The organism is Streptococcus sp. HMSC078H12, from assembly GCF_001814615.1.
GTDB lineage: Bacteria > Bacillota > Bacilli > Lactobacillales > Streptococcaceae > Streptococcus > Streptococcus salivarius_F.
In genome coordinates this window covers 161,851-175,942 of sequence record NZ_KV817326.1, presented here as the reverse complement: position 1 = coordinate 175,942, position 14,092 = coordinate 161,851, and the positions used below count along the sequence as shown (strand labels likewise).

The following is a 14,092-nucleotide window of genomic DNA, read 5'->3' as shown; positions in this document are numbered from 1 at the left end:
GTGGTTTTACCCACTACAGAAATTATAGAGCCATTTAAAAAGGAGAACTTCGGTTCTCTTTTTTATATTTTCTAGGAAAAGGTTCTTTTTGAAAAATACCCTTTCAAGTCGCTTACATGACGGATTTTTAATTTAATATTAAGATGGTAAAAAAGTCATTAAAATAAGTTGTATTAAGTTTTTTTGATAGTGAAAAATGATATAATAAGTAAGTCTTTAAGGTGTAGATTTTAAGACAAAAAATATATTGGGGAAAAATTGAATATGGAAAATAAAGTACGCTATAAACTGCATAAAGTGAAGAAGCAGTGGGTTACTTTGGCTGTCGCTTCAGCAGCTTTGGCTACCATTGTAGGTGGTAGTGTTGCCACATCTTCACTCACCTCTGCAGAAGAAATAAATAATACTAATGGATCACCTTCAACAACTACAGTCGGGGAAAATACAAATCCTGTGGTTGAAAAAGAGGTAGGCACAACAACTGAGGTAGGAAATACTTCAAATGCCACAACAACAGAGCGAGCAGCAGTTACTGCTGACAAACCAGCTGAAACGACTGTTCAACCAAATTCAGGAACAACTAGTGATAGAGCTGCAGCAGTAGAGGTTGAAGCCAAACCTGAAACGACTGCTAAGCCAGAAGTTGCTGCTAAACCAGAAACTGCTACAACATCGGAAGTAGCTGCAAATGCTGGAGTAGCTGCTCCAACGGCTGAGAAGTCTAAAGAGCTTTCTGAAGCTGAGATTAAGGCTGCAGTCTCACTTGATAATATTAAAAAGGAAAAAGATGGTAAATATTACTATCTTCTAGAAGATGGATCACACAAGAAAAACTTTGCCATTACTGTAAATGGTCAGGTCCTTTATTTTGATGAAAATGGTGCCCTTTCAAGCACATCAACTTATTCATTCACACAAGAAACAACAAATCTTGTTACTGATTTTACTAAAAACAATGCTGCCTACGATTCAACAAAAGCAAGCTTTGAACTTGTTGATGGTTATTTGACAGCAGATAGTTGGTACCGTCCAAAAGAAATCCTTGAAGCTGGTACAACTTGGAAAGCGTCAACTGAAAAAGATTTCCGTCCACTTTTGATGTCTTGGTGGCCTGATAAGGATACTCAAGTAGCTTACTTGAACTACATGACTAAGGCTCTTAGCAACGGTGAAGAAACAAAAGATGTCTTTACGATTGAAAATTCTCAAGCTAGTTTGAATGCCGCTGCTCAAATCATCCAACGTAAGATTGAAGTTAAGATTGCTGCTAATAAGTCAACAGACTGGTTGCGTCAGTCAATCGAGGCCTTTGTTAAAGACCAAGATAAATGGGACATTAACTCTGAATCTCCAGGTAAAGAACACTTCCAAAAAGGGGCTCTCCTCTTTGTTAATAGTGATTTAACGAAGTGGGCTAACTCAGACTACCGTAAACTTGACCAAACGGCAACAAGTCGTTTGGCAAACGATAAGATCAAGAGTGGTAGTGATGCTGGTTATGAGTTCTTGCTTTCAAGCGATATCGACAACTCAAACCCAATTGTGCAAGCTGAAATGCTTAACCAATTGTATTACTTCATGAACTGGGGACAAATCGTCTTTGGTGACAAGGACAAAGATGCTCACTTTGATGGTATCCGTGTTGATGCTGTGGACAATGTCAGCATCGATATGCTTCAATTAGTGTCTTCATACATGAAGGCTGCTTACAAGGTCAATGAGTCTGAAGCACGTGCCCTTGCTAATATCTCAATTCTTGAAGCTTGGTCTCAAAACGACCCATATTATGTGGACGAACATAATACAGCTGCCCTTTCTATGGATAATGGTCTCCGTTTGTCTATTGTTCATGGATTGACTCGTCCAGTAACTAATAAAGGTACAGGTGCTCGTAATGCATCAATGAAGGACCTTATTAACGGTGGTTATTTCGGTCTTTCAAACCGTGCGGAAGTTACATCATATGATCAACTTGGTTTTGCAACCTATCTCTTTGTTCGTGCACACGACTCAGAAGTTCAAACGGTTATCGCAGACATTATCAGCAAAAAAATTGATCCTACAACAGATGGATTTACTTTTACATTAGATCAATTGAAACAAGCTTTTGACATTTATAATGCTGATATGTTGAAAGTGGATAAGGAATATACGCATTCAAATATTCCTGGAGCTTATGCTTTGATGCTTCAAACAATGGGTGCAGCAACACGTGTTTATTATGGAGACTTGTATACTGATAATGGTCAGTACATGGCTAAGAAATCACCATACTTTGATCAAATCACAACTCTTCTTAAAGCGCGTCCTAAATATGTAGCTGGTGGACAAACATCTTATATCCACAATCTTGCTGGAGATGGCGTATCGTCTGCTAAAGACAATAAAGAAGTTTTGGTTTCTGTCCGTTATGGTCAAGATTTGATGTCTAAGACTGATACAGAAGGTGGAAAATACGGTCGTAATTCTGGTATGTTGACCCTCATTGCTAATAACCCAGATTTGAAATTAGCAGATGGTGAAACAATTACTGTAAATATGGGTGCAGCCCACAAGAACCAAGCCTACCGTCCACTCTTGCTTGGTACGGATAAAGGTATCGTGTCCTCATTGAATGATTCAGATACTAAGATTGTTAAATACACAGATGCACAAGGAAATCTTGTCTTCACAGCTGATGAAATCAAAGGCTTTAAGACTGTTGATATGAGTGGTTACCTTTCAGTTTGGGTACCAGTAGGTGCGACTGACGATCAAAACGTTCTTGCCAAACCATCAACAAAAGCCTACAAAGAAGGGGATAAGGTTTATAGCTCTTCTGCAGCACTTGAAGCACAAGTGATTTACGAAGGTTTCTCAAACTTCCAAGACTTTGTCAAAGAGGATAGTCAATATACTAACAAATTGATTGCAGCTAACGCAGACCTCTTCAAGTCATGGGGTATTACGTCATTTGAGATTGCACCTCAATATGTCTCATCTAAGGATGGCACTTTCCTTGATTCTATTATTGAAAATGGTTATGCCTTCACAGACCGTTACGACTTTGCCATGAGCAAAAACAATAAATATGGTTCAAAAGAAGATCTTCGTGATGCCCTCAAGGCTCTTCACAAACAAGGTATTCAAGTCATTGCTGACTGGGTTCCGGACCAATTGTACACCCTTCCTGGTAAAGAAGTAGTGACTGCTACGCGTACTGATACACATGGTAAGGTCCTTGATGATACTAGCTTGGTTAATAAACTTTATGTGACAAATACCAAGTCATCAGGAAATGATTTCCAAGCACAGTATGGTGGTGCCTTCCTCGACAAACTTCAAAAACTTTATCCAGAAATCTTCAAAGAAGTTATGGAAGCGTCAGGTAAGACAATTGATCCATCTGTGAAGATTAAACAATGGGAAGCTAAATACTTTAACGGTACAAACATCCAAAAACGTGGTTCTGACTATGTTCTCAGCGATGGTAAATTGTACTTCACCGTTAACGATAAAGGTACCTTCCTCCCAGCAGCCTTGACTGGTGATACAAAAGCTAAGACTGGTTTTGCCTATGATGGTACAGGTGTAACTTATTACACAACATCAGGTACTCAAGCTAAGAGTCAGTTTGTAACTTATAACGGTAAGCAATACTACTTTAACGATAAGGGTTACCTTGTAACTGGTGAACAAACTATCGATGGTTCTAACTATTTCTTCTTGCCAAATGGTGTCATGTTTACTGATGGTGTCAGAAAAAATGCCAAAGGTCAATCATTGGTTTATGGTAAGTCAGGTAAATTGACGACTCAAACTGGTTGGAAAGAAGTTACCGTTAAAGATGATAGTGGTAAGGAAGAGAAATTCTACCAATACTTCTTCAAGGGTGGCATCATGGCTACTGGTTTGACTGAAGTAGAAGGTAAGGAAAAATACTTCTATGACAATGGTTACCAAGCTAAAGGTATCTTCATTCCTACAAAAGACGGCCACTTGATGTTCTTCTGTGGCGATTCAGGTGAACGTAAGTACTCAGGCTTCTTTGAACAAGATGGTAACTGGTACTACGCCAACGATGAGGGTTATGTTGCCACTGGATTTACTAAGGTAGGTAAACAAAACCTTTACTTCAATGAAAAAGGTGTTCAAGTTAAGAATCGCTTCTTCCAAGTTGGTGATGCCACATACTATGCAAATAACGAAGGTGACGTTCTTCGTGGTGCTCAAACCATCAATGGTGACGAACTCTACTTTGATGAGTCAGGTAAACAAGTTAAAGGTGAGTTCGTGAACAATCCTGATGGTACGACTTCATACTACGATGCTATTACAGGTGTGAAACTTGTGGATACATCACTAGTAGTTAATGGTCAAACCTTTAATATCGATGCTAAGGGCGTTGTGACTAGGGCACATACACCAGGCTTCTATACTACTGGGGACAACAACTGGTTCTACGCAGACTCACATGGACGTAATGTCACAGGTGCTCAGGTCATCAATGGTCAACACCTCTACTTTGATGCTAATGGACGTCAAGTTAAGGGTGGCTTCGTAACGAACACTGACGGTAGTCGTTCATTCTACCACTGGAATACTGGTGATAAGATGGTTTCTACCTTCTTCACTACCGGTCATGATAGATGGTATTATGCTGATGATAAGGGAAATGTCGTTACAGGAGCTCAAGTGATTAACGGTCAAAAACTCTTCTTTGCTACTGATGGTAAACAGGTTAAAGGTGACTTTGCAACAAATGCGAATGGCAGCCGTTCATACTACCATGGAGCTACTGGTAATAAGTTAGTATCAACCTTCTTCACTACTGGAGACAACAACTGGTACTATGCTGATGCCAAAGGTGAACTTGTTGTTGGTGAACAGACGATCAACGGCCAAAACCTTTACTTTGACCAAACTGGTAAGCAAGTGAAAGGTGCAACAGCTGTGAATCCTGATGGCTCAATCTCTTACTATGATGTTCATACAGGGGAAAAGGCTATTAATCGTTGGGTTAAAATTCCTTCAGGGCAATGGGTATACTTCAATGCTCAAGGAAAAGGCTACGTGTCAAATTAAGATTAATGAATGAAAGAAGTCAATCACTTTTGTGGTTGCTTTTTTCGTAAAAAATTGTCTAACTTTTATACATTCAGGTCATTTGTCTGGCCAAAAAAGTGGTATAATAACTCTTGCTAAATCTTTATTTTGGAGTACACATGGCTAAGTCAAAAAATACTATTGAAAGTCGGATAGATTACTCGATTCTCCTGCCAGTTCTCATATTGCTACTGGTTGGCCTGGTTTCGATATTTATCGCAACAAATTTTGATTACCCAAAGAATCTTGTGCAAGTCATGTCTCAGCAAGTACTATGGATTTTTCTAGGTTCAGTACTTGCTTTTGTTGTCATGTTATTTAATACAGAGTTTCTTTGGAAGGTAACCCCCTGGCTCTATATTTTCGGTCTGGGGCTTATGGTTCTACCTCTCGTTTTCTATTCCCCTGCTCTGGTAGCCTCGACGGGAGCGAAAAACTGGGTAAGCATTGGGTCAGTCACCCTTTTCCAACCATCTGAATTCATGAAGATATCCTACATCCTTTTTCTATCGAGAATAGGTGTTTGGGCTAAGCAAGGTAAGGAAGTGACCAACCTTCAGGATGACTGGTTACTGCTCTTCCAATATGTTGCAGTCACACTCCCTGTTTTAGGTTTACTGGTTCTACAAGGAGATATGGGGACTGCCTTAGTCTTTCTGGCTATTTTAGCCGGTATCGTAGTGGTCTCGGGGATATCCTGGCGTATTATCTTGCCGGTAGTTCTAGCTTTTGCAACAGGATTAGCCTTGTTTGTAATGGTATTTACCACAGATTGGGGTAAGGAAGCCATGCTCAAGATGGGGGTGCAAACCTACCAGATTAACCGTATCTCAGCTTGGTTGGATCCCTTCACTTATGCAGATGGTATCGCCTTTCAACAGACCCAAGGGATGATTTCGATTGGTACTGGAGGAATCTATGGTAAAGGCTTTAATCATCTGGAGTTGAACGTACCGGTTCGTGAGAGTGACATGATTTTCACAGTCATTGCGGAAGATTTTGGTTTGGTAGGCGGTGGATTGGTTCTTTTAACCTATCTCTTCCTCATTTACCGCATGTTGCGAGTGACGTTTAAGTCTAACAATCGTTTCTATACCTTTATTTCGACAGGTTTTATCATGATGATTGTCTTCCATATTTTTGAAAATATTGGGGCAGCAGTGGGAATTCTTCCTTTGACAGGTATTCCTTTGCCCTTTATTTCACAAGGGGGATCATCGCTCATCTCTAACTTGATTGGTGTTGGTTTGGTGCTTTCAATGGCTTATCAGACTAACCTCAACGAGGAAAATAAAATTCTCCTGGCTATGTCTCGTCGTATGCGTACGTCTGGAACTAGTCAAGTGAAACCTGTTTCTAAGAGCAAGTCTAAGAAAAACAAGCCTTCGAAGAGTGTTACCAAGGCCTCTCAAGAATTGGTCAAGGCTAAAGATAAGGTTGATAAGGCCACTGAGAAAATGCGTCAAACCATTTCTCAAAATACGCCAAGCATTCATCAAGGCAAGCGTCGTAAGGGTTCGAAAAAGAAACCGACACGTAAACATTAAGAGAAAACAAGTTGGTTAATCCAACTTGTTTTTCTTTGAAAAAAATTAAGGTCTGTGACCTTTTCTTTGCCCCTGCCTGTGGTATAATAAAAGTTGACTATTTTGAAAAGGGGTTTGCTATGATAGAGACAGCCAAACAGCAAGAACGTGCTATTTTAGTAGGTGTTGAATTGCAAGAAACAGAGCATTTTGACATGTCAATGGAGGAACTTGCCAGTCTTGCCAAAACTGCAGGAGCAGAGGTTGTAGCTAGCTATACCCAAAAACGTGAACGCTATGATAGTAAGTCTTTCGTAGGTTCAGGAAAATTAGAAGAAATCAAGGCCATGGTGGATGCGGATGAGATTACTACGGTCATTGTCAATAACCGTTTAACACCTCGTCAAAATACCAATCTTGAAGCAGCATTTGGCGTAAAAGTTATTGATCGTATGCAATTAATTTTGGATATCTTTGCCATGAGGGCTAGAAGCCATGAAGGGAAACTTCAGGTTCACCTAGCTCAACTAAAATACATGTTGCCCCGTTTAGCTGGTCAAGGGATTATGCTCAGCCGTCAAGCAGGGGGCATTGGTAGCCGTGGACCTGGTGAAAGTCAATTGGAGCTCAATCGTCGTTCGATTCGTAACCAGATTGCTGATATTGAACGCCAGTTAAAGATTGTTGAGAAGAACCGAGAAACCATTCGCGAAAAGCGTGTTGATTCAAGTACCTTTAAAATTGGTTTGATTGGTTATACCAATGCTGGGAAATCAACGATCATGAACCTTATGACGGATGATAAGCAATATGAGGCTAATGAACTTTTCGCGACCTTGGATGCAACAACTAAGAAAATTTACTTAAAGGATCAGTTTCAAGTGACCTTGACAGATACGGTTGGTTTTATCCAGGACTTGCCAACAGAATTGGTTGCTGCCTTTAAGTCAACACTTGAAGAAAGTCGTAATGTGGACCTTCTTTTGCATGTCATTGATGCGAGTGATTTTAATCACGAAGAGCATGAAAAGGTGGTCTTAGACATTCTCAAAGATTTAGACATGACTGATATCCCTCGCCTAGCAATTTACAATAAGATGGATTTAGCTGATAATCTAGTAGCAACAGTCTTTCCTAATGTTCGCCTCTCAGCACGTGACAAGGGAAGTCGTGAGGCCCTCAGAAGACTCTTGATTGACGAAATTCAACAGATTTTTGAACCCTTTAGTATTAAGGTCCATCAGGATCAAGCTTATAAACTTTATCAATTGAGTCAATTAGCCTTGCTAGATAGCTACACTTTTGAGACAGAAGTGGAAGAAATTACAGGTTATATTTCACCGAAAAATAAATGGAAATTGGAAGAATTTTATGACTGATTATATGGATTTAGCTTTAAAATATGGTGGTTTTACAAGTTTAGATAAGGTCTATTTAGAAAATACCTTGTCAGACCTTTCTGACAGTCAAAAATTGGCTTTCATTACGCCACCACCAAGCGTGATTAATGCTTATTTTGCAGAGATTTACCAAAAACAATCTCCTGAAGCAGCGACGGAATACTATTTGGACCTTTCAAAGGAGTTGAACCTCTTTAACCCTGAACCATCTTTTGATGAGCACAAGCCTTTTATTCGTCTCAATCTGTCAGGAAAATCTTATGGATTTTGCTATGAAAATGCTGATGAGGTGGCCTTAGTCTTTGCCGAGCATTTAGAGGTTCCAACGGCTAGCATTTTGTTTGAGCTTGCTCAAGTTTTCCCGCAGTATAAGGTTTATCTTGAAGGCACTCAAATTAAGATGACCAAGGTTGATTTTGATGAAGAAGTATTGGAAGAGTTAACACCTGAGACACAGTTACTTAGTCGTGTAACTAAATTGAAGGGAAATGTCATTAAGTTGGCTAGCTTCAATCAAGACGAATTAGTGGAACTTTTGTCTCAATATAAAGGGCAAACTGTTTATTATGGCTTTGCTCAGCGTGAATGCCTGGCTTATATTGTCCAGAAATAAGAAGAACGATAGATAGAAAGTATAGGAAGTCATGGAATTACAATTTTTAGGGACGGGTGCCGGGCAGCCCTCCAAGGCCCGTAACGTGTCGAGTCTGGTTCTGAAGTTACTCGATGAAATCAATGAGGTCTGGATGTTTGACTGTGGAGAAGGTACCCAACGTCAGATTTTAGAAACAACAATCAAACCTCGTAAAGTTAAAAAAATCTTTATCACACATATGCATGGAGACCATATCTTTGGCCTACCTGGTTTCTTGGCTAGCCGTTCTTTCCAATCGAGTGAAGAACAAACAGATTTAGAGGTTTATGGTCCAGTCGGCATTAAACAATATGTTATGACTAGTCTTCGTACCTCTGGAACACGCCTCCCTTACCATGTGCATTTTAAGGAAATTGATGAGCATAAGCTTGGCTTGGTTATGGAAAATGACAAGTTCGCTGTTTATGCAGATAAGTTGGATCATACCATTTTTTGTATTGGTTACCGTGTGGTTCAAAAGGATCTTGAAGGAACCTTGGATGCTGAGGCCCTTAAAGCAGCAGGTGTACCATTTGGTCCGCTTTTTGGTCAAATTAAGAATGGGCAAGATGTGGTCCTTGAAGATGGAACAAAAATCATTGCCAAGGACTTTATTTCCGCACCTAAGAAAGGTAAGGTTATCACTATCTTAGGTGACACTCGTAAGACGAATGCCAGTGTTCGTCTTGGCTTGGGAGCAGATGTCTTGGTGCACGAGTCTACTTATGGTAAAGGTGACGAAAAAATTGCCAAGAGCCATGGGCATTCAACCAACATGCAAGCAGCACAGGTCGCTAAAGATGCGTCAGCTAAACGTCTTCTTCTAAATCACGTATCAGCACGTTTCTTAGGGCGTGATATCGGTAAGATGGCAGCAGATGCTAAAACAATTTTCGAAAACACCCACATCGTTCGTGACCTAGAAGAGGTAGAGATTTAATGGCTAAACAACGTATTATCGCTATTACTGGTGCCTCAGGTGGGCTTGCACAAGAAATTGTCAAGCAGCTCTCACCCAGTGATGGCATTATCCTCTTAGGAAGAGACAAGGATAAACTTGAGAAATGTTATCGCCATGTGGAAAATAAAACCTGCCTTGCCATTGACCTTAGAGACGACAATGCCATTAAAAAAATGGTCGATTATCTCTATCAACGATTTGGACGTATTGATGTTTTTATCAATAATGCTGGTTTTGGTGAATTCAAGTCTTATGATAATTACACTAGCCAAGAGGTACGTGATATGTTTGATATCAATACCTTTGCGACGATGAGCTTTTCACGTCTGATGGCTGAGAAAATGGTGGAACAAGGCCATGGCCATATCATCAACATCGCCAGTATGGCGGGGAAAATTGCGACAGCCAACTCAAGTGTCTATGCAGCGACAAAGTTTGCGGTAATTGGCTTTTCAGATGCCCTGCGTTTAGAGTTGGCTGATAAGGGAGTCTATGTGACTACGGTCAATCCAGGTCCAATTGAGACATCTTTCTTCAATCAAGCTGATCCCTCTGGAGCCTATCTTGAGAGTGTTAAAAAGTTTGTCCTCAGTCCTAAATACGTGGCTAAAAAGATTGTCCGTATTCTGTGTAAAAACAAACGTGAAGTTAATCTACCACGACTCTTAGCAGTTGCCCACAAAGGCTACACGCTATTTCCACGAATCTCGGACAAACTAGCTACCAATGTGTTTAACTACAAATAGGAGGATACTAGATGGCCGCAAATATCCAAGCGTATTTAGAAAATCTCCAGCAACCCTGGGGTCAAATCTATTATGATATTCTTTTTGACCAATTACAGGACATCAAGGGAAAGCGAGTGCTTGATTTTGGCAGTGGCTTTGGCCTTGTGGCCAACCACTTGGCTCAAGAAAATCAAGTTCTAGCTGTAGAACCCAATGAAGAAATGGTGGCCTTGCGGCCCCAGAATCACCCCTATCAGCAACTAGTCGGGAGTCTGGATCAGTTAGAAAGCTTTGAGGATGCTAGCTTTGATGTCATTCTCTGCCACAATGTCTTAGAGTATGTAGAGAATCGCAAGGCTGTTCTCAAGGCATTCATCCGCCTCTTGAAACCAGGAGGCCTGCTCTCTAACGTCAAGCACAATGAAGTCGGCCGAGTCCTACAGACCGTCGTCTTCGAAAATGATACTCAGAAGGCCCTCGATTTACTAGCAGGCCAAGATCTGGAAACCCACTCCATGGGTTTGGCTCAGGCCTATGATCTTGATGCAGTAGTAGAAAATTTAGCTCTTGAAATTAAAGACTACCAAGGAATCCGTGTCTTTTATGCCTTGCAGGACAATCGCTTCAAAGGCCAAGAGGGATGGCGAGAGTCTATGCTTAAGATGGAGCTGGCGGTCTGCCAAAAGTCCCCTTATCGGGATATCGCCTTCTTCCAGCATTATAGGTTAAAAAGGAGTTAAGATGTTAAATTATAAAAAAGAGATTCCAGCGATGACAGACCTACTCGCACTGTACAGTTCAGTCGGCTGGACCAATTATACTAACAATCCAACCATGCTAGAAGAAGCTGTCAAAGCCAGTCTCTGGCAGTTGGCAGTCTATGATGAGAAAGAGCTGGTAGCCTACATTCGCTTAGTAGGAGATGGCCATTCTGTCATTTTTGTACAGGACCTCTTGGTGCGACCAGATTACCAGCGCCAAGGCATTGGCACGAAACTCTTAGAAGAGGCTTTGGCGACTTTCCCCCATGTCTATCAACGGCTCCTTGTCACTGAACGTAGCGAGAAAAATTTAGCCTTTTACCAATCCTTGGGCTTTGTCGAACTTTCAGAGCAAGCTTGTACAGGGATGATTTATAAATATTGATGTAGAGGATTTCCAAATAGGGAATCTTTTTCTTGTTTTTCCTAATATTGCTTGAAAATGATAGTAGAATAGAGTTAGTTAACGTAAAGAGGAGAAGGGAATATCTGAGAAAACACAAGTCAAAAAGGGAGCAATATCCAGACTATTATTTTGTCTAGAAAAGCAGGTCTTGATTGGAAGTGTACCACGAGTCTAAGCACCTTCCGATGTTTGACATTCTCTTTTTAGGAAACTTAGCTTTCTATCCACTATGATAAATTTTTTCATGTTATAATAGATAGACTAGATGACAGGGAGAAAAGATAAAAACATGATTACATCAACGTATGATTGGAAAATAAACACAAAAGAGCCAGATGCTGGCTTTTTTAAACTTGCCAAAGAACATGGACTGGCAGAAACAGCAGCCAAGATTGCCTATGAACGTGGCATTACGACAGAAGATGCTCTTGAAGACTTTCTAAAGGCTGATTTATCACACCTTCATAATCCTTATCTTCTTCATGATATGGATAAGGCAGTGGCTAGAATTCGTCAGGCCATTGAAAATTATGAGCAAATCTTAGTCTATGGAGACTATGATGCGGATGGGATGACATCAGCATCGATTGTCAAGGAAGCTCTTGAAATGATGGGAGCTGAGGCTCGAGTCTATTTGCCTAACCGGTTTATAGATGGTTATGGGCCAAACGAAAGTGTCTACAAGTACTTCATTGAACAGGAAGGCATTTCACTCATTGTTACAGTGGATAATGGGGTAGCGGGGAATGATGCTATCGCTTATGCGCAAGAGCAAGGTGTGGACGTTATCGTTACAGACCATCACAGTATGCCGGCACAACTTCCAGATGCCTATGCCATTGTTCATCCAGAGCATCCAGATGCCGATTATCCTTTTAAGTATTTGGCAGGTTGTGGTGTAGCTTTCAAATTGGCAACTGCCCTCCTTGAAACTATTCCTACTGAGATGTTGGACTTGGTAGCTATTGGTACCATTGCCGATATGGTTAGCCTAACGGATGAAAATCGTATTATGGTCAAGGTCGGCCTGGAAATTCTAAAGACTACTGAGCGTATTGGACTGCAAGAGTTGCTCCGCATTTCAGATGTAGACCCAACAACGATTTCTGAAGAAACGGTCGGTTTCAAACTGGCCCCTCAACTCAATGCCTTGGGACGCTTAGATGATCCAAATCCAGCCATTGAACTACTGACCGGATTTGACGATGAAGAAGCCCAAGCCATTGCTCTGGAAATCAATGCTAAAAATGAAGAACGTAAGGAAGTTGTTCAAAAAATCTTTGATGAAGCCATGACTATGGTGGATTTGGATAAACCTGTTCAGGTTTTGGCCAAGGAAGGTTGGCATCCTGGCGTTCTAGGTATTGTGGCGGGGCGTATCATGGAACAAATCAGTCAGACGGTAGTGGTTTTGAATATTGAAGATGGCTTGGCTAAGGGTTCCGCTCGTAGTTTGGAATCTATCAATATCTTCCATGCGCTTGATGACCACCGAGACATCTTTACTGCTTTTGGAGGACATGCTGGAGCGGCGGGGATGACCCTTCCAGAAGAAAATCTTGGACGACTATCAGAGATTTTGTGTCATTATGTCTACGATAATAACATTGATACGAGTGCCAAAAATACGTTAAATTTAGACGAGGAGCTTCAACTCAGCGAGCTTAGCTTGGATACCATTAAGAGCCTTGAAAAACTAGCACCTTTTGGTATGGATAATAAAAAGCCAGTCTTTTGGCTACATGATATTACCGTTACTCAAGCTAGGACAATGGGACAAAATGGAGCCCATCTTAAGTTTAAGGTGAAGCAAGGCAAGGATAGCTTTGACGTTGTCGCTTTTAATAAAGGTAATCTGCTTCAAGAATTTCAACAAGCTCAAGGTTTGGAATTGGCAGTGACCTTGTCTGTTAATGTTTGGAATGGACAGACAACGCTACAGCTCATGCTAGAAGATGCGCGTGTGGATGGTGTTCAATTATTTGATTTTCGATCAAAAAACATGTCACTGCCTGAAGGTCTACCATCGGTAGAAGAAGCAGCAGACACAGAGCCTGCGGTTGTCCTCAACACCCTACCTGAATCAGCGACAGAATTAAAAGAGTGGTTTGAAGGTAAAGATTTTCAGGCTATCTATTTTAAAAATAGCATTAAGGAAGCCTATTATCTGACAGGTTATGGAACAAGAGAGCAATTTGCAAGGCTCTATAAAACCATTTATCAATTCCCAGAATTCGATGTCCGCTATAAACTGGATGAACTCAGTCATTACCTTAAAATCGACAAGATTCTCCTGATTAAGATGATTCAAATCTTTGATGAATTGGATTTTGTGACTATTGATAATGGTGTTATGACAGTCAATAAAGAAGCTGAAAAACGTGAGATTGAGGACAGTCAGATTTTCCAAGATCTGAAACGACTCGTTAAGTTCCAAGAACTTATGGCTTTGGGAACACCACAGGAAATTTATGACTGGCTTTATAAGTAGGGGAGTCTGAATCCAAAGGATTCGTCTCGAAATGAGGGTTAGCATTTTCTAAATTTAATATTTCATGCTATAATGGTATGTAAATATTTTTTTGGCGAAA

8 protein-coding genes and 1 pseudogene are annotated in these 14,092 nt (G+C 40.6%); all 9 read left to right on the top strand.

Going from position 1 to position 14,092, the window contains the following annotated elements; genetic code table 11:
• Positions 1–264 precede the first annotated feature (264 nt).
• A complete protein-coding gene (locus HMPREF2979_RS06275; RefSeq protein WP_070655699.1) occupies positions 265–5,064 on the top strand; it encodes a glycoside hydrolase family 70 protein in 4,800 nt (1,599 codons plus the stop codon).
• A gap of 140 nt (positions 5,065–5,204) precedes the next feature.
• Positions 5,205–6,374 (top strand): annotated as a pseudogene (locus tag HMPREF2979_RS06270) (FtsW/RodA/SpoVE family cell cycle protein); the annotation flags it as partial.
• Between the two features lie 377 nt (positions 6,375–6,751).
• Positions 6,752–7,990: a GTPase HflX gene (hflX, locus tag HMPREF2979_RS06265; protein WP_060972384.1), complete on the top strand. Its 1,239-nt coding sequence runs from the start codon at positions 6,752–6,754 to the stop codon at positions 7,988–7,990.
• Positions 7,983–8,624 (top strand): hypothetical protein, encoded by a 642-nt coding sequence (locus HMPREF2979_RS06260; RefSeq protein WP_021144310.1) that lies wholly within the window; start codon positions 7,983–7,985, stop codon positions 8,622–8,624. Before hflX ends, HMPREF2979_RS06260 begins: the two co-directional genes overlap by 8 nt.
• Before the next feature lie 31 nt (positions 8,625–8,655).
• Positions 8,656–9,585, top strand: a complete 930-nt coding sequence (gene rnz, locus HMPREF2979_RS06255) for a ribonuclease Z (protein ID WP_002884122.1) — start codon at positions 8,656–8,658, stop codon at positions 9,583–9,585.
• Positions 9,585–10,352, top strand: coding sequence for an SDR family NAD(P)-dependent oxidoreductase (locus HMPREF2979_RS06250; RefSeq protein WP_060972381.1), 768 nt, complete (start codon positions 9,585–9,587; stop codon positions 10,350–10,352). The genes rnz and HMPREF2979_RS06250 overlap by 1 nt, the downstream gene beginning before the upstream one ends.
• Positions 10,353–10,363: 11 nt before the next feature.
• Positions 10,364–11,074, top strand: coding sequence for a class I SAM-dependent methyltransferase (locus tag HMPREF2979_RS06245; RefSeq protein ID WP_060972380.1), 711 nt, complete (start codon positions 10,364–10,366; stop codon positions 11,072–11,074).
• Between the two features lies 1 nt (position 11,075).
• On the top strand, positions 11,076–11,480 hold the full coding sequence (locus HMPREF2979_RS06240) for a GNAT family N-acetyltransferase (protein ID WP_060972379.1): 405 nt from the start codon (positions 11,076–11,078) through the stop codon (positions 11,478–11,480).
• Between the two features lie 310 nt (positions 11,481–11,790).
• Positions 11,791–13,992 (top strand): single-stranded-DNA-specific exonuclease RecJ, encoded by a 2,202-nt coding sequence (gene recJ / locus HMPREF2979_RS06235; protein WP_070655697.1) that lies wholly within the window; start codon positions 11,791–11,793, stop codon positions 13,990–13,992.
• Positions 13,993–14,092: the final 100 nt, after the last annotated feature.